Genomic DNA, 19,586 nt, shown 5'->3' with positions numbered 1-19,586 from the left:
GTAACTATACGGGCTTTGAGTTGTCCGCGGACAACTGATGTCGAGAGGCATTCCACCCGCAAAGTTGTCCGCGGACAACCGACACCAATCTGAGAAACCCGATTAGCACTTCTCGGTGGAAGAACACGTCGAAGAAACCACAGCGAACGCAACGCACGAGAAGTCTCGCCTACCCCTGCACTGATCCCGGCTCTAACCAAGATACCGGCGCAACAAGCTGCGCGCACAAAACGCCAATGCATGAAGAGGTTGTAGTGCTGGGCGGGTGGGAGGTCGAGGGGCGGCGCTTTGGGGGAGCCCTTCGTAGGCGTTGTTCATCGTAAACCCGGCCAGAGGCAGCGCCGCATCTCCTGCATGGCGCGCTTTACAATTGTAAAGTTCGCAGTCGATCCAAGAAAACCTTTACGGAATATCCCTGGTCGAAAACTATTAGTCTCCTAGCGAGACTGGTAACGACCGGCCAACCACGGCAAGCTAAGTCCCGGGCAGGGTGTAACCGTCGACTTTTACATTGACCGCCATTTAAGGCCTCGAAACTGATTGGCCTCAAAGAAAGCGATTGGCTGCCACGTGCATGGGGTCTCCCCTCGTAACATAGGCGATAAAGACTAGAGGCGACGACCGCACGTGGATCCATACCGCCATCATTCCGATCGAGCAGGTTCGCGCAATCGTTGCTCAATTCAAAAACGCCTCGTAGTGTATCGACGCTTGATTTCCGACAGCCCGCAAAAACCAAGCAATCGCAAAACGACCGTAACAGGCTCACCATGCGGTATTTCGTATTGCGGCCTACTTCTCTATCGCTAGACCACATTAGAGAGGGAATTCTGGGGGGTTCGAGAGTTTCTCAAAGAAACACGCCGTTGTCCCCCAACGTGAAAGTCGCCGATGAATGGCCGCGATTGGGCGGTTGATAGCTCCAGTGGCTGGGGCTTTGAGGATGCCCTTCGAAAGCGGCCGGGTTCCTCGAAAACCCGGCCAAAGGCTGTACTGCATATCCCGATGCAGCCCTCCCCTATTCCAACAATGTCCGAAGTTCCCCGCGGGGAACACTGAAGGTCACACACTTAGGTGTAGCAAAAGCGGGCGGGTGGGGAGGTCGAACGGCGGGGCGTCAAGGGAGCTCCTCGAAAGCGGCCGCGGACAACTGATGTCCAAAAGGATTCCAGCCGCAAAGTTGTCCGCGGACAACCGACATCAGTCTGAGAATCAGATCCGCACCTGACGGCGGAAAAACGTGACAGAAACCACAGCGCACGAGAAGTATTGCCTAGCCCCGCACTGAGCCCGGCTCTAACACCATAGCGGGACACCGAGCTGCCCGCAAAACACGCCAATGCACGAAGAGGTTAGATTGTTGGGCGGGTGGGGAGGTCGAGGGCAGGGCTTCAGGGGAGCCCCTCGAAGGCGGCCGGGTTCCTCGTAAACCCGGCCAAAGGTTGCGCCGCATCTCCTGACGCTTCCCCTTCCCTCTTCTAACAATGAACCGCGACGGTCAACCCGCTCAGTTCTGAAAGTTGGACAGCGATCACTTCCGCAAGATCGAGCGTGCTGCAATTGGTGATCGCCACGCATCCGCTCGTAATGAGGTGGCCATAGACCGTGAAAAACTCTGCCTCATCGCGGACAACTCCACCGACCACATAGCTATCGTCTGTGCCCTCCTCCGCCACATCAACACAGCCATTGATTTCCAATGCATCAGAAAGACACCAATTCGGCCCTCCGAGATCCGTGCAGCAGTTGAGCGAAGCAAAGGGTTCGAATGAGATTTCGGGGCGCATCAGCCTGCGCCCTTCAATTCTGCCATCTTGGCACCCAGCAGCCAGAGCGCCTTGTTCAGCTTGATGTCCTGATCGATGCCCGTCACGGCGCGAGACCTTACCTTGCGGGGCCGTCCAAGGTCGTCGCGACCATAAGCGCTGATACCGCCCTTGATCGCATTCTCCTGAACGACATTCCATGTGGTCCAGAGATCGTCAGCAACATCACCGGTGCGGCGTTGCTTCAAAAGCTGTGAGGGCTGTACCGGCGTCTTCGTGTCTCCCTGCGTATCCCCGAACCGTAGCAGGTGCGCGCTCTGCGCAAGGATGTCTTTCTCATCGCTGTTGAGACGCATGTTTGACCAGTCTTGTGGGGCGATGAGTGCGTGCTCTGCAGCTTTCAGGACGGTGTATGTCGCATCGATCACTTTGCCATGCACGTCGCCTGAATGGCGCACCTTGGTTTCCTCAACAATGCCTGTCTGCGCGACAAGCGAGTTGAGGCAACGGACGCGGAACAATCCAGCCATCAGTTCATAGGCACTCGTGCCATCGTTGGCGTTTTTCAGGAGGATTTCGCAGACGGTATCGCCGACATGATAGGTGTTGCCATCGTCGACGCGGCGAAGGCGGATCAGGTGCTTGGTGAATTCTGCTTTGCCCTCGGTGCGGGTCGCAGACTGCTTGACGCCAACCGGCACAAACCCTTCCTTTGTCAGCCCACGCAGGATCTCAATTGTGGGTATTGGCTGAAACCGTTCTGAACGGCTTTCATGGGCTGAGAGTGCAAAGATCGACGGCGCGACTTTGCGCATTTCGTCTTCCGTCATGGCGCGGCCAGTGTCGAAACGTGCAGTGTGTGTGTAAACGGTCATGATAAATCTCCAACGGTTCCCAAATCCAAGAGACAAGCCCCGCAGTGGGCGAAGCCTTCACCCACCGTTCCGGTGGATGTGCCCCTCACATCCACCGGAACGAAGGGGGAAGGGCGTAGCCCGCTCCCGTTGCTGTGCCGGGCTAGTCATGGGTCCGCCCGGCTGAAAACCGGAAGCTTCGCAGCGTCAGCGGTGAAAGCCGGTTTTCTGACGGACGGACAGGCGGAGCCTGCTTGCCCATTGGCGAGGCCGGCACGGCATCGTAGAGCGGGAAAATCAGACTGGGAGGAAGGGCATTAAGCAGAGCGTATGCTCATTGCTGAAGGGACCGCTGAAGCGGTCTCCCCTCCTCTTTCAAAACAACATCACCAGAATGAATCGTTGCAGCCGCATCGATTCAAAACTCTCATTGGACGTGGAGCGGTTGTCCGAGGACAATCGCGTCCATGATCAACGTTCCCCCACCCTTCTATGCTGAGCGTATCGACGCTTCCTGCAATATGGCGCGCTTCTACACGATCGAGATATCGCACGACCTGTTCGGGCACCTTTGGCTGGAACGGCGCTGGGGCCGCATCGGATCGCGTGGTCAAATGAAAGTGGAGCATCTGCAGAACCCTGAGGCTATTGCAGAGCGGATAGAAACGCTGGTGCGCCAGAAAACAAAACGCGGCTACCGGCCGAAATAACCCTGGCCGTCCAGGACAGAGATTTGAGAAGAGCGACAACAGGATGATGCCCCCGGCTGTTGGGCCGGGGGCCGCTGATGTTAATCCCACGGGATGACCGCCATCAGGTCATCATCGTCCTGTCCTGGGAAGCGTCCGAGGTTGGCGTTGAGCTTTCCGTAACCGGTGTTTACGGAGAGGGTGAAGTAGTCGCCACCTTCGCGGTTCTGCTTCTTCCAGATGCCGCCGATTTCGACACGGCGTCCTTTGGGCGATTTGGCGAAGAGGCGGTAGACCGGCGCCTTGGCGTTGGTGCTGTCGAACTCTTCACCGACGATGTCGAGGTCGTAGGCGACGGATGCGATATTGCCGGAAAGTGTGTTGTCTGCGTTAAGGCGGATGAAGTTGACGAGATCGGTCATGGCAGTGTCTCCTTGGTTTGCGTTGCCGATGGTCACGATCAAGCGGCCGGACGACAGTCAGCACAAATGCCAGGGCATTTGTCGCGGGGACTGCACCTGCAGGGGCGTAGCGTCAGCGGAGCGCCGCTGGCAGGCAGGAATTTGTCTCGCGAGGAATGACATCAGTCAGGGGAAATTCGTGCCTGCCAGCGGTTGCCGTCCGACTGGCCGGCTGCAGTGACCTCATCAACTAAGGCAACGCAATCCAGGGAGAGACTTTGGCGGGGTTCGGAGTTCGTCTCATCTACTTCAATGCAGACAACATTCCGACCGGCGGATCTGGTTTCCATCGTAACCGTTGATCGTCACGCCGGTTTTGAGTGCGCCATCCATGTCAGGGGCCCGTATCCTCGCTCTCTCAGATTGCCAAGACATACCGTCGAGACATCGGCGGCATCTGGAAGAAAGAGCCCGTCCCGACCGGTCTCCACTATCATCGGCATATCGCTGGCACGGATAGCGAACACAACATCAAGGTTCGCCTGCGGACGACATGCCACCGTGCGCGTTACCAACACTGAACTGTCATCTATGCCGCCGGTGGAGAGCCGGGGGCATCATCCTGCCGTGCGCGGGCTTAAAAACCGGAGCGGGCAGGGGTGCGCGAGGGGAAGGGCCGAAGGGGGTTCCCCTCGCCCCCATAGGAACCTCGGCGGGGTCGCTCACCTCCAAGCATGTCCACCCCGTACCTGAGCCGCCTCCTGACTATCGGTCCGTTTTTAAAACTTATTGCAAGACAACCACCATCATCTCAAGATGGTGCGTGCGCCTTGGCTGTGACATCAACGCCAAGCGCTCTCATGACCGCCAATGTCGTCTTGAGGGTTGGATTTCCACGCTCACTGAACGAGCGATATAGTTGCTCGCGAGACAGTCCTGTTTTGCGCGAAATTTCTGACATTCCCTTGGCGCGCGCAACAACACCCAAGGCTTTCGCGATATAGGCCGCATCGCCCGTCTCGAAGGCATCGGCCATGAATGCCGCGATTTCCTCATCGTCCACGAGCGCAGCGGCAGGATCGTAGGTGCTCAGTTTTTCCGTCATCCTATTCACTCCATTCTTTGGCAAGTTTCTTTGCCTTGGCGATGTCATTGCTCTGCGACCCTTTGTTCCCGCCGCATAACAGCACAATCAGGACATCTCCGCGCTGTTGGAAATAGACGCGATAACCGGGTCCGTAGTGAATACGCAACTCGCTGACGCCTTCACCGACTGGCTCAACATCACCCGGCAAGCCCGCCGCCAACCGCATCAAGCGCGCCGCGATCATCGTTCTTGCTCGTCTGTCGCGTAGACGAGCTTCCCACTTCGCAAAGGTCGACGTCTGCTTTAATTCGATCATGTCCAGAGTGTAGTCTATAAACTACACCTTATCAACTAGTTTCGGTAATTCCTACGGCCGCAAACACGTTTTGTTGCAGGATGCCGGTCGCAGTGGGAGGAACTGCGACCGGCGACGACTGAACTCTTTCAGCCGCCTCGGGGTAGGAAACAGAACCGGTTTCTTCGTATTCGCCCGCCATATCGTCAGCCACGTACGAATGATCCTGATCGTTTTCAAGGTCTTCATCGGACAGCGACTGCACGCCGGTTGCTCGTTCGTCCGTTGTCCTGATGGCAGAGCGAAGAGGGGAGGGGAGCCAGCCGGTTCCCTTGGCCTGAACCTCGGCATAAGCGGCGGCTTCGGCCTTCTTCATGCGGGCAAGGTCGCTTGCGAAGTCTGGCCCCTTGATGTCCGAGAGGACAGCTTCGATGCCATCGCAAGTGATTTGACTGAAATAGGTCTCGGCCGTCGCCTCGAAATAGTGCGTCATGTCGAGGTCGAGCGCGTCGGCCGACAGTTCGGCATGGGCGCGCTGGGTTTTGCGAAAGTCGTGCTTGTCCTGTACCGCATCGATCGACTGTGCGGCGGCAAAGGCGAGAAGCTCTACAAGCTCATATTGGCCCCTGAACATTAAAGGGGCACAGATATACGGTTGGGGGGATCAGACCGGGAACGGCAGGGATCGGAAGCCGGAATCGTCGAGCGTCGGGTTGTCTTCCCATATGTAATCGCCGGTGAGATTTACGTGCTCCCAGCTGAGCGGCGACAAACTCGATAGCAGATGATTGGGGACACTCTGCCCAGCTCCATGCAAGGCATCGACGACGCGGCCGGTGTAGATCGTGTTCCAGTGGATGATGGCGGTGACAACCAGGTTGAGGGCGGATGCCCGTATCGAAAGGTTTTCCTGGCTTCGATCACGAAAGCGGCCAAGGCGATGGAGATTGATGCAGCCCGTCCGATCAGGCATGTTCGCTTTGGAGACAATCTTCCCGCCCTGAACTTTCTCGAACTCGGTGATTTTGGGATTGGCATAACGGCTCTGATATGAAGCCGGGATGTAAGGGGGGGGGGGCGGCATATTGTCGGATTTCATGAGGAGCGTATATCAAGATTGAAGTCATCTATAACCGGTCCGGTTTCGGTGCCTACTGTCGACGTTTCAAGCCCTACCGAGTTCTTCTGGTTTCACCCGAGCGCATCCGCCAGAGCTTCTTTGCCCGCGCCCGCCATCAGTTGCAGGCCGAATTGGATACCCTCCTGCCATGCCGTGCCACGATCCCACGCTTCACGATAGGCATCTGACAACGCATAGCCCTGTCTCGTATCGACGAGCGCCTCAAAGAGCAAGGAGGCCTGCTGGATGTCTTTATCCCGCTTCGCGCGTCCAAGACCATCTGTACGCCGTCGAGAGGCCACGATCAGCTTATGAACGGCGTACCGCTCGGGAGCTGGAACATTCACGGTCACGCCCTCTCGGTGCAAAAGCACTGTCCTCACCGGCTCGTAAATCAAGTAATCAAGAAACCTCAGGTTCTCCGCAGACGCGCCACCCAGAGCAGGCATGGGCGAGGGTTTACCGGTGTAGTCATCAGAACCCCGATTGCTGGTCAAGAATTCGACACGGTAATTCACCGAGTTTGTAAAGGCTGAAACCTTCGCCTTGTCTGCCTGATGCGGGACGGCTCGGAATGTCGGATCGACAGATTGCAGGACTTCTAGGACTGGCGGCAAGCTGTCTTCGACCTCGGCCGAGATAGCAAAATCCTGCGCAAAGTCCGCGTCACCGGTCTGCATCACGGAATTAGGGAGCCGGACACCAAGCAGCCCCGGATAGCAGCTGAATGCCACAGAGCCAATCAGGACCGCACGGAGACGGAAAATTCCAGCGTTAGCGAGGGCTTTTGTCACCTCGCCCGCGAAACGATCAGGGGAAGCCATGCCACCGCTGCGAAGGAGCATCCCGACGAGCTTGCGCCGCTCCCGGATGTCGTCTTTGACTTCCTTATGCTTATTAACTCGGGCTGTGATCTCTTCGTCGGTTTCAGGCCCAACATACCGCCGCCTATCACCGTCTTCGGTCGGGTATTCGAAATACCAGTAATTGCGACCCTTCACGGGCACCGAGACGAACCGACCGTTCAATGGGAAGTCTGCCTCGAATTGGGCGTCAAACGACCGCTGCACGAGTTCGGCGAACGCTGTACGATACACCAGGTCGATTTGCTTCATCTGTCTACAGCTCCGTTATACGGAAACGACTGATTCCTTATAACTCCACGCTATAAGGTTTTTGACTTTTCCTTATAACCCTTCCGACCAAACTGCGCAACAGATTGAGAACGCCGAGTGCTCGCCCTTGATCGCCATTGGATGGAGCAACTGGTATAACCGCATCGAAGCCCGGCTAGAAGTTATAGAAGTCGCGCGGCCTTACCACTGCGCCTCGTGGCATTGTTGTAATAGCTCGAGGCCTGCTGAACCGAACGGTGTCGTGACTGTTCCATCGCCTCGGGGAGGGAAACGCCACGATTGGCTGCTTCGGTCAGATAACCGGATCGAAGCCCATGGGCGGAAAAGTCTTGCGGATTTAATCCGGCCATGACTGCCCTCTGTTTGAGGATAGCGTTGACCGACTGCGGATCAAGGCCGTGGTAGGAAACGGTCCCCCATCGCCCGATGCCGCGAAACACGCTGCCACCGTCAATCTTCGCCGCCGTCAGCCAGGTTTTGAGAGCCTCGACCGGTCGACCGGTCAGATAAACAACCTCATCCTCTTCACCGCTGGCCGTCTTGGTGCGGCCAAGATGAATGGCGAGAGAGGGGAGGGGAGGGCCGTCTTTTACCGGGATCGGTTCCTCTTCAGTCAATTGCTGGCAGCGCAGACCAGCAATCTCGCTGCGGCGCCGGCCGCCAGAGGCAAAGGCCAGCATCAGCAAAGCGCGATCGCGCAAGTCACGGATATCATCCGACGCGCAGGTCGCCAGAAGTTTCTCCAGAACATCGCCAGTGACGGCCTTGGCGCTTTTGCGCTTGCGGGGACGCGGTGTCGCACGGACGGCGAGACGGATGGCTGATTTCAGGGCAGGGGAGGCGAAGGCGCCGTCGAGACCGCGCCATTTCGTCAAGGTTGACCACGACGCCAGACGCCGGCGAACGGTGTCTGGTGCGTGCGGTCCGACCGCTCGCAAAAATCCCTGCTCTCGGAGATTGTTTGTCACATCCTCTGGCATACCGTGGCCCGGATCGGCCTTCTTCTTTTCCGGATCCCACAGATGGTGGGCAACAAATTTCAGCAGCAGCGCCTCGGGTGCCGGCCAGACCAGCGACTGTCCGGTCGCTGCCACCGACCATGCTTGCAGATAAGCGAGATCCGATGTCAGCGCGCGCAGCGTGTTGTCGCCCATGCCCTGGTTGACCAGATGCCGCAGCGTCGCGACATCTTCGTCCGACAACAGTTCGGCGAGTTCATCGCGTCGCTCGATCGGTAGGACGGCAGCGATGGTGTCGAGTTCTTGTGCTCGAAGATCGACAGAGGTGCGAGCATTCTTTGTCATTGCATTGACGATGCAGGATGGAGTTTCAAATCTGTCTGCCCAAAGTCTTCTCCCTTGAATAGCAGCGGTGCTTTCGAGACTGCCGCGACGGCGTAGGAATAACAGTCGCCCATGTTCAGATTGGCCGAGTGACGTCCCTTTCCAAATCGGTCGAATGCCTTTTCGGCGGCGTAATAATGCCGCTCACCGAAGTCGACCGCTGTGACATTTGGCAGATCCGCAAGCTGTTTTATAATCGCCCCTGCATTGGTAAAGCCTTTACCCGTCAGCACCATTCGCGCTTCGAGAAGGGTCGGCCAACCGACCAGGATTTCTTCTCGACTGAAAAGTGAGTGGAACAGCTCCGCTTCGGGCTCATTAAGCGATGTCGCGACTATCGCTGATGTATCGATGACAATCATATCGGCAGGCCGTTTTCGTCATAGAGATCATCATGCGCGGAAGTGGTGCCCTGTGGCACCGAGCGTCTGCCTTCAGCCATCAGGTCCCACAGGGCATTCGCCGGCGTCTGGGCCGGCTTTTCCCGCAGTTCTTGTTCATAGCGTTCGAGCGCCAGTTCAACCAGCCTGTTGATGGGTTGCCCGGTCCGGCGTGCGAGTGCATGCGCCAGATCTCTCGCTTTGCCGCTGCGGATGGACAGCTGTGGTTCGGACATGGCGTTCCTCATCAGTTTTGAGAGCTCAAACATAGCGTTTGAAACCCGAGATGGCAAGAAACTGACCGGAGATGGCTGACCAACGATAACTGTTTCAAGTTTGTAGATTTGTCGATTGACTGGTCGCCATGCACTCGAGGACTACAGCGCCCTGCTTGAAGGCCGGGGTAGAGCGCCAGCTTGGCAGCGTCGTTTGCACAAGACAATCAAGGCAGAGAAACCGGGACCTAGACGGCCTTGCGGCTGCCCATTCACCCGAATTTGCCGGATTCTTTGGCCGAAATCAATCTACCATCGATAAGAGTTACTTATCGATGGTTATAATGCCAACCAGCAATCATACCATGTGAGGAACCATAAGATTCCGATAGCGTTCGCATAAGAAATCATTTACCATGATTTCAATGGCTTACGATCTCGAGAAAATCAGCATGACAGGCTTGTTGGAGCCGGCGTTTCGGGCCGGCGTCGAACTTGCGCGTCTGGATGAGCGCATCGCCCGTTCGCCGGTCGGTCAGGGGTGCATCGAACGCTCCCATTTCGCCGACGCCTGCGCATCGCTGTGGATTGACGGCGAACTCGTCCATCTCGAAGACCTCGTCCTCCACGACGCCACCCGCGATATTCGCACACCGACCCATGAGCTGACAGTCGCCCGCGACGTGCTGCGCACCCGCCGGCGCATCGCTGCGCAGTCGTTGGATTGGGCCCTGTCCGCAGAGGGTATCCGGACTTTGCGACAAACGTCGGACATCACGTCGGCCGGCGCAAACGAGGGAGAGGCGGTCCGCGGCATTGGGCGTGCGGACGCGTCGGATCCGGCAGGGGAGCGGGAAGACGCGGACAGCGGTGAAGATCTACCCGGTATCGACTATGCCGCCATCGATGCGGTACTGGCCCGATCGGAGGCCGCGATCGAAAACGCAACGCGGCCTGCCCGCGCCAGCGCGGCAGACAGAGACGCGCTGGTCTATGATCTCGACTGGGACGAGGATGCCCGGCTCGACGAATGGCGTGGCGTGTTGCGTCAGGCCGAAGACTTGCCGGCGGTGCTCCAGGCGATCATCGTCCTCGATGCCTGGAACGAGCTTTCCGTCCTGCAGCACGCGCCATGGCTTGGCCGGTTGTTGGCCGCGTCGATCCTGCGCCGGGCCGGCATCACTACCGGTGCCCATCTCGCCGCCATCAACCTCGGCCTCAAAACCATTCCAGTCGATCGTCGTCGGCATCGCGACCGGGAAACCCGGATACTGGCAATCGCTCACGGGCTGATCGCTGCAGCCGAGGTCGGGTTGAAGGAGCATGATCGGCTGGCGCTGGCGCGTCATATGATGGAACGCAAATTGATGGGACGGCGGACGTCTTCAAAACTGCCGGAACTGGTCGAGCTGGTCATGGCGCGGCCGCTCGTCTCGGCCGGGATGGTGGCGAAAACGCTCGATGTGACACCGCAGGCGGCGCGGCGGATTGTTCTGGAGCTTGGCCTGCGTGAGATGACGGGGAGGGGGAGGTTTCGGGCATGGGGGGTGCTGTAGCGATGTGCGATCCTTTAGATCTGGAGCAGAACAGACTACAGCGAAATCGTACGTTAACCGAATTCGTGCATATTTCCTGTAGTTTGCCGCCTGTGGTATTTGTCGCCGGTGCGATCGTCACGATCGCAGCAAATCCCCAGATCGTCAGGAACCACAGGAATCCTAACCAGGTCTCGCAACAGTCAATCTGGAGGAACGTGCTCATCGCCTGCGGCAACGCCCTGGGGGTGGCCTGTGTCATCGACCTTCATCTCGTCGCGATGTTGGTCAGCGGCAGAACCAATTTCGCGCTGAACGGCCTGATCGTCATGCAGATGCTGTGCCGCCCCCGCAGAAAGAAGGCATTGGCAGGCGGCGGATAGCAGAGCCCGCGGGAAGGGCGCCGCAAAGACCGCCCTTCACATCTTTACTTGCCGACTTCGGACCATGCCGGCCAATTGCTCCGATCCAGGATCTCCACATGCAACCATTCAACAATCGGGAACGGTATTGGCAAACGGCCGGAGCGATCAGCATTGAGACGCCCATGGGGATAGCCATCACGACTGCATTTCGCCCTGCACCCACACTGGACGACGAAAGTGTTTCGCATCGCAGGATCGATGAGTGTCTGCGCCACCGGCGCAAAATCGTTCGGCGCATCGCCAGTTTTCGCTCATGCCTATTTGAAGTTGCAAGGCAGCTGTTGCGAGCAGCTCTTTGATGATAGGAGCGGCAGCAGATCAATGGAGGAACTATGGTCGGGCAGGGTGGAGTTGGAGGCGCGGGTGCATCGGTGTCATCAGGGGCGGGATATCAGGCGCGGGTCGCCGCCTTCGTGCTTATCTCCTCGATTTGCGAGGCAGACACGATCTTCGGTCCTGCCAAATCCATATCGCATGTCAGTTTCGAGACGCGCACCAGCATCGATGATCTCGTCCTTCATCTGAACGACGGCTCCAAGAGCTATATCCAGGCCAAGGCAACCATCGGATTTTCAGCCGATGGAGAACTGAAGTCCGTCTTTCAGCAATTCGAGGCGCAAGACGCTGCCGCGAGTGGGGAAGAACGATATTTTCTGGTGACAAGCAGCCGTGCCGCCAAACGCGTCACCAACGAACTCAGGCTTGCGCTCGAAGCATTCCGCAGCTCGCCGGAAGTCGACTTCCTTCGCGATCAGCCGCAACCGATCAAGGACGCCATTCAGACGGTTCGCGCGATGTTGAATGATCTTCGCGTGGCGGCTAAACGGGATGTCGACTCCGAGGCGATCGATCGCGTGATCCGCAAAAGTGGTGTCGTCGTGCTCGACGTCGAGGCTGAAGAAACGCTCGAACAGTCGAGCATCCTGCTTTTGCAGAGCGCGAACTACGTCTCGCCGCGTGCCGTCTGGGGCAAGGCGGTCGCCGACTGCATCACCTTCGCCAAGGGGCGGCGAACGCTCGCTGTTTGCGAGTTTGCCCGTAACTATCAGATGTTCAGGGTAACTGCGGCAGCCGAAATATCCGAAGCGGTCGCCACCGAGCTGCTGCGTGTCGAGCTCGGCTCGCGGGATTTCCCTTGCGCCAAGGAGGTGGTGCTCGCAATGGCGCTCGATGATACGCTCGCGCCGAAGGGCCAGCCCGTGGTATTCGAAATGCGCAGGTTCGATTCAGAGGGCCGCGAGCTTGCCGACTTTAGCAAGGCGCCGTTCCTGCCGAATGGTGCCGGCCCATTCGATCCGGTTCTTCGCGCCGCCACGGTTGCGGGTCTCACGCGCCTTATCGGCGAGCGACCGGAATTAATAGAGGGCAACGAGGTCGGTGTCGTAGAGCTCGATACCGATGAGGACCTCGAAGCCGGACCCTTTGCCCTGGCCCATCGTCAACGGCTGCACAACGCGTTCCTGCAAAATGACAGGCCGCTTCGGTGCCTTCATTGCGGGCAAGCCATCTGGGAAGCGGTGATCCAGGTTGTCGAAATCGGTGACCTTTCTGATCCCGTGGTGGGCCTGGTCCACAACAAATGCCTCAAGCCACGCGATCGGGTGATTGGCGGCGCAAACATGCCGTCGGCGCAAGCCCATCCGGAACTCGTAAACTTTAATGCCAATGCCTGGTTCGAAGCTTCGAACGGAGGCCAGAGGACATTTATGAACGCTCAAACGATCCGGACCCAACCGGTCGTCAATCTTGCCTGGAATAACCTGGCGATGCGAGGTCCGGCAGGCCAGTTTCTCGTCGAGATAAAAACAACGGACGGCGGGTCCGAAATCGTCACGCTGCGTAACGGCCTGCATCGTTTTACCCGAAACGAGGCCGAGCAAGCAGTGAACGAGTTCAACGCAGCGTTCGAAAGGCAACGCCAGAGCGGTGACCCGATGTGCTACACGGATATCTCCAAGGGGTTTGCACCGCGATCCCTTCTCATTCAACAGTTCGGCGCTCGCGAGAAGCGGCGGGAAGTGGCTGCAGCTTCCGTGCGCCCCTATGACCGGCAGTTGGAGGATCTCCACACTCGTCCCGGGCAATGGTATGCTCCCCTTCTGTACCTGAGGGATAAGGCGAAAGAGCAGCCGGTTGCGGTTGGGGGTGGAGTGCTGATGCTCACCGACCCCATGACTTTGAAGGAGCACCTGGCGAACTGGGAGGAAACCGGCTTTGAGATCGGCGATTATGAGCTGGTCGCCATCCTCTCCGATGCCGAATTCGACAATTTCATGCTTTGGGCTGACGCCGAAGAACTAATCGTCGTCGTTGATGCCCTATTCGACCCTTCCACGCAGGAAATTGCATCCGGGGCGATCGTCATGGCCATGCACAGGCTTTCTGCGCTGAAAAGGCAGCCTAAATCGTGAGGCGGTCTCTATGGCAAGGTTGAACACGTTAGGCGGATCGACCCCCATTTCGCGTCAAAATTGCGGATACTCACAGCGACGTGAATTCGCTGTTGTAATTTAACACAAAAGGCGAGTAACCCTGCCTACTCGGAGTAGTTGAGTGGGTCGAGACAATGGCATGGGATGAGCGAACGTGACCAGACGAGTTGCGACGGCAAGGGGGGAGCGTGCCACTATTCAACGATTGGTGCGACAGTGATCATCAGCAGGATGGCCGCAAGCATCTTCGGCGCCTGACAGAACTCGACGGTGGGCGGGCGGCAATCGCCGATCGGCTTCCAGATATCCTTCGCTCGCACTACGACGACATGGAGCGCATTGCCGATGACATCCGTGAGCTGGGCTTTCCTGGCGCTGCCGCCCTATTGGCTGAGCGCCTTCCCCGAACATCACGTGCACGATCAGGCGAACTCGGCGAAATCTTAGCAACGGAACTTGTTGAGGAGCAACTTGGCTTTTCCGTTCCAGTTCGGCGACTTCGCTACAAAGATGGACGCGAGATGGCCTTGCGAGGCGACGACTTTATCGGAGTGCGTATGGACGCCGCCGGCGATCTCTTCCTGCTAAAGGGGGAGGCCAAGAGCCGTGCGCAACTGGCGGGCGCGACAATATCCGAAGCCCGAACGGCCCTCTCCCGCGACAACGGCCGTCCGACCGCTACTTCCCTGCTTTTCATCGCCGACCGATTAATGGAGCGCGAAGATGAAAGCGCGACGGTCGGACGTGCGATACGCAATGAAGTGGCCAATCGTGCAGTACCTGCGACACGCATCGACCACGCTCTTTTTACGATGTCAGGAAATGCAGCACCTCAGGCGCTCATTGATGATCTTCAGGCCGCCGGTCCCGAGCGGACGCACACGGTTATTCATCTTCGCATCGTTGATCACCAGGAGTTCATAAGGCTTTCGTACGAAGGAGCTCTCGCCCTTGGAAACGATTGAGGAGCTAACAACCTTCCTAAACCTGGTCGCTGCAGACGGCGCCAGAGGCCGGCTGCAGGCTCGCGGTGAGGCGCGTTCTATCGTTCGTCAAGACGGCGTTCTTCCAGACGACGCGCCTGCATTCGGCAACACGATCGACACGGATCTTGCAGAATACGCCTTATCGCTGTTGCGCGCATCCATGGCTCTTCGCGAGGCGCAGGGCGAGCCAGAGGTTTGGCGGAGAGGCTTTGCACGGGCCGGCAATGCGTTTGAGGCGCTGGTTCAAAATGGCGCGCCCGATGACGTCAATCGAGGTTTTTATCGAATAGCAGGCGCCGCGTCATATCATCTTGCAAGCTATTCCGCATTGGCCTTTTCGCTAATTTCACAGCGATCTGACCGGCCGAATTTCGCACCGCCTGAGGAAGCACTAGCGTTTCTCATCCTGCGAGACCTCGACGGGCTGGGCACGCAAGCAAGAAATTGGCTTCTCGATCCGGCCCATGGCGACGAGAGCGTTACGCGGTCTGCAGCGGAAGGTGAGCTTGATCCGGACGATGTGGTGAGGCTCGTTGTCACGACGACGATCTTCCGTTCGCTCGCCTTTTTCGAATTCGCACTTCAGACGGGAGTCGCAGACCTCGTCGAGGAGGCGAGGTCGTTGTTGCGCAGAGCAATCTCCTTGGCCAAGCACGCAAATGCGGTGAGCCTGTGGTGGACTGCACGTATCGCCCTGAACCTGATCGATGACCTGTGGGCCAGCAGCCTGCATCAAATCCTTCCCGTCGAGGGGCCGGCTGGTGCCGAAGGATATAGGGCGCTACGGAGACTCTTTATCGGAGAGCTTTATTCCAGACGTGTTGCAGAGGTCGAACTTTGGCCGTCGCAACTGGAGGCGGCGCGGCGCGCGATAGATCTCGCTGATGATCTTGTCGTCGCTCTTCCGACGAGCGCCGGAAAGACGCGAATTGCCGAGATCGCCGCGTTAATGGCGCTCGCATCTGGTCATCGCGTTCTGATTGTAACACCACTGCGAGCTCTTTCTGCGCAGACGGAGCGCTCCTTTCGGAAGACATTTGCAAGCCTCGGGTTCACAGTTTCCTCGCTCTATGGCGCCAGTGGTGTGGCGATCGGCGATGAGGACGCCCTTCGGTCGCAGGATATCGTAATAGCCACGCCGGAGAAACTGGACTTCGCACTTCGTAACGATCCCACCATCATCGCCGACGTTGGGCTGGTCGTCCTCGATGAGGGCCATCTTATTGGCCCGAGTGAACGCGAGATACGTTACGAAAGCTTGGTGCAACGACTACTCCGCCGTCCGGACAATGCAGCCCGCCGTATCGTGTGCCTCTCAGCGATACTCCCTGAGGGAGACCAGCTCAATGATCTCACCGCTTGGATACGCAGTGATGCACCCGGTCCTCCAATACAGTCGGGTTGGCGCCCCACCAGACAGCGTTTTGGAACACTCACGTGGCAGGGAAATTCCGGCCGGCTAGGCTTCGACCTCGAAGCGGGCGGCCCCTACATAAGGCACTTCATTCCCGAGGAGCCGGCTATTCGCCCACGGCGAACTCCGTTTCCCAGAGACAACAAGGAGTTGACGCTTGCGGCCGCGTGGAGGTTTTCGGCTCAGGGGAAGCGAGCGCTGATTTTCTGCACGCAACGCGACCATGTTGAAGGCTACGCGGAAACTGTTGTCGATCTTCACAGGCGCGGATATCTGGCGTCGTTGCTCGATGACCCCGCGCAGGTGGAACGCGCGCTGGCCGTCGGTCGCGAATGGTTGGGTCCTAACCATCCCGCGGTGCAATGCTTGCCCATTGGCGTCGCCATACACCACGGGCGTTTGCCGGGCCCTTTTCTCCGAGAGGTCGAGGCATTGCTTGCCGCCGGGATTCTCCGCGTAACCGTCGCGTCGCCTACTCTTGCACAGGGGCTCAATCTCAATGCCGCCGTGCTTCTCATTCCAACACTCTATCGGGCGGGCGTGCCGCTGTCCGGCGAAGAGTTCGCCAACGTGGCGGGTAGGGCTGGCCGCGCCTTTGTCGACCTGGAGGGCCTTGTGCTTCACGTCATGTACCAGCCCGAAAACTGGCGGGTCCGAGCCTGGCGGGAGCTTGTCGGATCGTCAAAGGCCCGCTCATTGACGAGCGGTATCATTTCAGTCATCTCCGAAGTCATAACGCGTCTCGCACGGACAAACGTCTTCCTTCGGGCCGACGCTATTGAGTATCTCGCCAACGCGCAGGAAGCGTGGTTTCCGCAAGACCAGGCGGAGGATACGGACTCAATCGAAAGCTTAATCGAGCGGTTGGACGCAACCGTATTTGGTTTGATCGAGGCTCTCGACACGGACAGTGCGGAACTCCCGCGTCTTCTTGACGAGGCATTGACTGGCTCGCTTTGGGCACGCCAGATCGGTCGCCTTGGCCCCCAAACTCGATCGAACCAGCTCTGGGTTCTTTGGGCACGCGCAAGCCTGATCTGGAACAAGTCTACCGTAAACCAGCGTCGCGCGACGTTTGCAATGGGTGTCGGGCTTGAAGCTGGCTTGGCTATCGACGCGATAGCGGCGGATCTCACCGCTTTGCTGGATCAAGCCGATGCCGCCGCCTTGGCAGGAAACCTTCCTGTTCTCAGCGCGTCGCTCGTTGGCATGGCCGAACGCCTGTTCGCGATCCGGCCATTCGTTCCGGATGTCGAGCTGCCTGGCAACTGGCGCGACCTGCTTGGTGCTTGGCTCGCTGGTACCGACGTCGTCGCTCTTGGGCTCGAAAACATGCGAGTTGTCGAGGACGCTTTTGTTTACCGGCTCGTCTGGGCGATCGAAGCCGTCCGCATGCGTCGACGCGCCGAGGGTGGTGAAACCGATACCATTGAGGGCAGCGCCGCTGCAACTATTGAGGCGGGCGTTCCGCAGACAATGATGGCGATGCTAGTTCGAGCAGGCCTGCCCTCGCGGATCGCGGCTATGGCCGCTATCCGTGAGACCAAACCCGCTTTCGTGACGCGTGGGGAAATGAACCAGTGGTTAGGTTCAAATGAGATCGCAGCACTTAGCGACCAGCCAGACTGGCCGACTGCCAACACTGGCTCCATCTGGAAACAGTTCCGAAACGAGGCCTTATCGGGGCCAGTAGTTAAATGGGCAGCGCAGGAATGGAATATGCAAAGTGCTCTTCCAGCATTCCTCAACTGCGCGATCCCCGGTCGGATCAGCATCAACCCGGCTGACGGAGTGGTCTCGGTAACGACGCCAGATTTCAAGCACGTAATTGGCATTAAACATCGCCTACGGCAATTCTCTCCCCGCCTGCTGCATGTCGAATATGCGGCCGACCGCCAGAGCGCCCGAATAATAAGGATTGGCCGTGGCGAAGCCCTCTGGGAACTACCTTAGGCGCTTAGGCGCCCAAGCGAACTCACACCACAGGTACGGACGCAAACGCCGTATCGATAATGGCGCCTTGAATCTTTTGCATGCATGAATTCGGCCCTGCGTGAATCTCGATGAGGTCGATCTGGCAAAAATCATTGCTTTCCCCAATTTCCAATGGCCAATATCGATTGTTCCCGTCAGTCGAGCTGTCGTCTCGACCTCCTGAGTGGCGCTTGATGAGAAGCCGCACCTCATCTTCCCGGTGAAGCATCGCCGGCAGGTAAAAAGCTCCGATTTTCGACAACGACCACGGCACGAAAGGTGGCTCTCCTTCGGCCGATAGAGCACTGTTGAGCTTCGACAGCACGGTCTCCGGTACGTCATACTGAATCGCTCGCAGTTCCGCCCGCGAAGGGTGAATACGGAACCTTAATCTAACACCCTGCCCACCTTCCGAGAAAACATTCCAAAGATCGATCTCGTCACCTCCGCCGGGGCGGGTCAAAGAGACATAGAAGATGTCATCCGACAATTTTTTATAGAATGGCTCCCCGGCGGTTTTATCGAGATAACCTCTCAGCCCATGCCTGATAGCGAAAGTGTCGAGTTCCCCTTCACCGATACGCTTTCGAGCCCAGTACAATCGTAGCTGTTGGGTCGCTGCGATCCCCTTGAGCGAAGCGACGGTAGTGTAGTGGAAGAGTTCACAAGGGATTGGCGCTCTCGGAAACATACTATCGAGAATAGCACTGGAAAGTGCTCTGCTGCCGGTGTGTTCAAGGATCACTCCAGGGCGAACAGTGAGTTCGGTGTCGTCTGCATCCAGATTGATACCGTAGTCCCGCAATACTGAGCCAATGATCCGTCGGACCTTCCTCTCGTGCTCGATCTGCTTGACAATCGGGGCTTCGGTCATGGTGAAGCGCCAACCAGTACGTCAGGGGAATGGAAAATCATGGTTCTGCGAACAGCTCTGCAATTGTTTCGGTGATGAGTTCGAAGGGCGCGAGAAACATCGGCGGGTTCAAAACAGCGCTTGTGCCATGGGCAAACATGTTTCGCAAATGGCTCAGGCCTTTCACATCGGCTGATATGAGGCCCTGGTTTTTTGCGCTCTTGAGCAGCTCATCGAGCATCGGCGCATGCCGCGGCTTGCCCTTCCTATCCAATCTTCCGACGAATTGCGAGCCGATGCGCTCCCGCAATGCAAGCTCAAGGCACGGGAAGGTCTGGGCTGCCGCTACGGTTAGAAGGTCATACGAGTAGTACGAATAGATGTACGCGTGGCGGATTGCGTCGTGAGATCGGCGAACGGTGTCTGGTACTTGTTGGGGTAGGTTAAATCTACGCATGTCATCGTACAGTTCCTCAAGGCTGCTCCCAAGAAAGCCGGCTCTCCCTGAGAAATATGGGTCGGGGATGCGCAGTTCACTCGCTCGTTTAAACATACTCCCCACCCCGCTCATTACCTTCGCCCGGCCTGTGATGTACACGAGCCTTGGCTCCTCGGCTATGCTGGCAGTGTACATGACATCACAAACCGCCTCGAAGCACTGCGTAATTCTCTTTGATGTGT

General features: G+C 57.9%; 18 protein-coding genes and 1 pseudogene. 6 read left to right on the top strand and 13 right to left on the bottom strand.

The window, feature by feature from the left end; translation table 11 throughout:
* Positions 1–1,478 precede the first annotated feature (1,478 nt).
* The gene (locus FY156_28880; protein UXS05548.1) at positions 1,479–1,787 is read right to left on the bottom strand and encodes a hypothetical protein; all 309 of its coding nucleotides are present in this window, start codon (positions 1,785–1,787) and stop codon (positions 1,479–1,481) included.
* Positions 1,787–2,641: a DUF945 domain-containing protein gene (locus FY156_28875; protein ID UXS05547.1), complete on the bottom strand. Its 855-nt coding sequence runs from the start codon at positions 2,639–2,641 to the stop codon at positions 1,787–1,789. The genes FY156_28880 and FY156_28875 overlap by 1 nt, the downstream gene beginning before the upstream one ends.
* Before the next feature lie 446 nt (positions 2,642–3,087).
* Here FY156_28875 and FY156_28870 point away from each other — a divergent pair, with 446 nt between their 5' ends.
* Positions 3,088–3,330, top strand: a complete 243-nt coding sequence (locus FY156_28870; protein ID UXS05546.1) for a WGR domain-containing protein — start codon at positions 3,088–3,090, stop codon at positions 3,328–3,330.
* Positions 3,331–3,410: 80 nt separating this feature from the next.
* On the opposite strand, the gene FY156_28865 is transcribed toward FY156_28870, so the two are convergent.
* The 9 genes and pseudogenes from FY156_28865 to FY156_28825 form a co-directional block, all read right to left on the bottom strand.
* Positions 3,411–3,767 (bottom strand): DUF736 domain-containing protein, encoded by a 357-nt coding sequence (locus FY156_28865; protein UXS05545.1) that lies wholly within the window; start codon positions 3,765–3,767, stop codon positions 3,411–3,413.
* A gap of 754 nt (positions 3,768–4,521) precedes the next feature.
* A complete protein-coding gene (locus FY156_28860) occupies positions 4,522–4,815 on the bottom strand; it encodes a putative addiction module antidote protein (protein ID UXS05544.1) in 294 nt (97 codons plus the stop codon).
* Position 4,816: 1 nt separating this feature from the next.
* The gene (locus FY156_28855) at positions 4,817–5,113 is read right to left on the bottom strand and encodes a type II toxin-antitoxin system RelE/ParE family toxin (GenBank protein UXS05543.1); all 297 of its coding nucleotides are present in this window, start codon (positions 5,111–5,113) and stop codon (positions 4,817–4,819) included.
* Between the two features lie 31 nt (positions 5,114–5,144).
* The gene (locus tag FY156_28850; protein UXS05542.1) at positions 5,145–5,726 is read right to left on the bottom strand and encodes a hypothetical protein; all 582 of its coding nucleotides are present in this window, start codon (positions 5,724–5,726) and stop codon (positions 5,145–5,147) included.
* 30 nt (positions 5,727–5,756) lie between these two features.
* Positions 5,757–6,044: pseudogene (locus FY156_28845) on the bottom strand (transposase).
* Between the two features lie 239 nt (positions 6,045–6,283).
* Complete coding sequence (locus FY156_28840; protein UXS05541.1) at positions 6,284–7,327, bottom strand: hypothetical protein; 1,044 nt, start codon at positions 7,325–7,327, stop codon at positions 6,284–6,286.
* A 182-nt stretch (positions 7,328–7,509) separates the two neighbouring features.
* The gene (locus FY156_28835; protein ID UXS05540.1) at positions 7,510–8,652 is read right to left on the bottom strand and encodes a tyrosine-type recombinase/integrase; all 1,143 of its coding nucleotides are present in this window, start codon (positions 8,650–8,652) and stop codon (positions 7,510–7,512) included.
* Positions 8,649–9,053, bottom strand: a complete 405-nt coding sequence (locus tag FY156_28830) for a type II toxin-antitoxin system VapC family toxin (GenBank protein ID UXS05539.1) — start codon at positions 9,051–9,053, stop codon at positions 8,649–8,651. Before FY156_28830 ends, FY156_28835 begins: the two co-directional genes overlap by 4 nt.
* On the bottom strand, positions 9,050–9,307 hold the full coding sequence (locus tag FY156_28825) for a type II toxin-antitoxin system VapB family antitoxin (GenBank protein UXS05538.1): 258 nt from the start codon (positions 9,305–9,307) through the stop codon (positions 9,050–9,052). The genes FY156_28830 and FY156_28825 overlap by 4 nt, the downstream gene beginning before the upstream one ends.
* A 395-nt stretch (positions 9,308–9,702) precedes the next feature.
* Here FY156_28825 and FY156_28820 point away from each other — a divergent pair, with 395 nt between their 5' ends.
* The 5 genes from FY156_28820 (at position 9,703) to FY156_28800 (ending at position 18,031) form a co-directional block, all read left to right on the top strand.
* The gene (locus FY156_28820) at positions 9,703–10,842 is read left to right on the top strand and encodes a DUF1612 and helix-turn-helix domain-containing protein (GenBank protein UXS05537.1); all 1,140 of its coding nucleotides are present in this window, start codon (positions 9,703–9,705) and stop codon (positions 10,840–10,842) included.
* Entirely contained in the window at positions 10,827–11,204 is a 378-nt protein-coding gene (locus FY156_28815) for a hypothetical protein (protein UXS05536.1), read from the top strand. The genes FY156_28820 and FY156_28815 overlap by 16 nt, the downstream gene beginning before the upstream one ends.
* Before the next feature lie 374 nt (positions 11,205–11,578).
* Positions 11,579–13,657: a hypothetical protein gene (locus FY156_28810; protein ID UXS05535.1), complete on the top strand. Its 2,079-nt coding sequence runs from the start codon at positions 11,579–11,581 to the stop codon at positions 13,655–13,657.
* Between the two features lie 209 nt (positions 13,658–13,866).
* The gene (locus FY156_28805) at positions 13,867–14,643 is read left to right on the top strand and encodes a DUF1837 domain-containing protein (protein UXS05534.1); all 777 of its coding nucleotides are present in this window, start codon (positions 13,867–13,869) and stop codon (positions 14,641–14,643) included.
* The gene (locus FY156_28800) at positions 14,630–18,031 is read left to right on the top strand and encodes a DEAD/DEAH box helicase (protein UXS05533.1); all 3,402 of its coding nucleotides are present in this window, start codon (positions 14,630–14,632) and stop codon (positions 18,029–18,031) included. Before FY156_28805 ends, FY156_28800 begins: the two co-directional genes overlap by 14 nt.
* 22 nt (positions 18,032–18,053) lie before the next feature.
* Here FY156_28800 and FY156_28795 read toward each other — a convergent pair whose 3' ends face one another.
* Together FY156_28795 and FY156_28790 are read right to left on the bottom strand one after the other, a co-directional pair.
* Complete coding sequence (locus FY156_28795; GenBank protein UXS05532.1) at positions 18,054–18,926, bottom strand: hypothetical protein; 873 nt, start codon at positions 18,924–18,926, stop codon at positions 18,054–18,056.
* Positions 18,927–18,963: 37 nt separating this feature from the next.
* A complete protein-coding gene (locus tag FY156_28790; GenBank protein UXS05531.1) occupies positions 18,964–19,503 on the bottom strand; it encodes a hypothetical protein in 540 nt (179 codons plus the stop codon).
* Between the last annotated feature and the right edge of the window lie 83 nt (positions 19,504–19,586).

This window comes from Agrobacterium tumefaciens (genome assembly GCA_025559845.1).
GTDB lineage: Bacteria > Pseudomonadota > Alphaproteobacteria > Rhizobiales > Rhizobiaceae > Agrobacterium.
The sequence above is the reverse complement of the archived record's forward strand: the minus strand, read 5'-3'. Positions and strand labels throughout refer to the sequence as shown.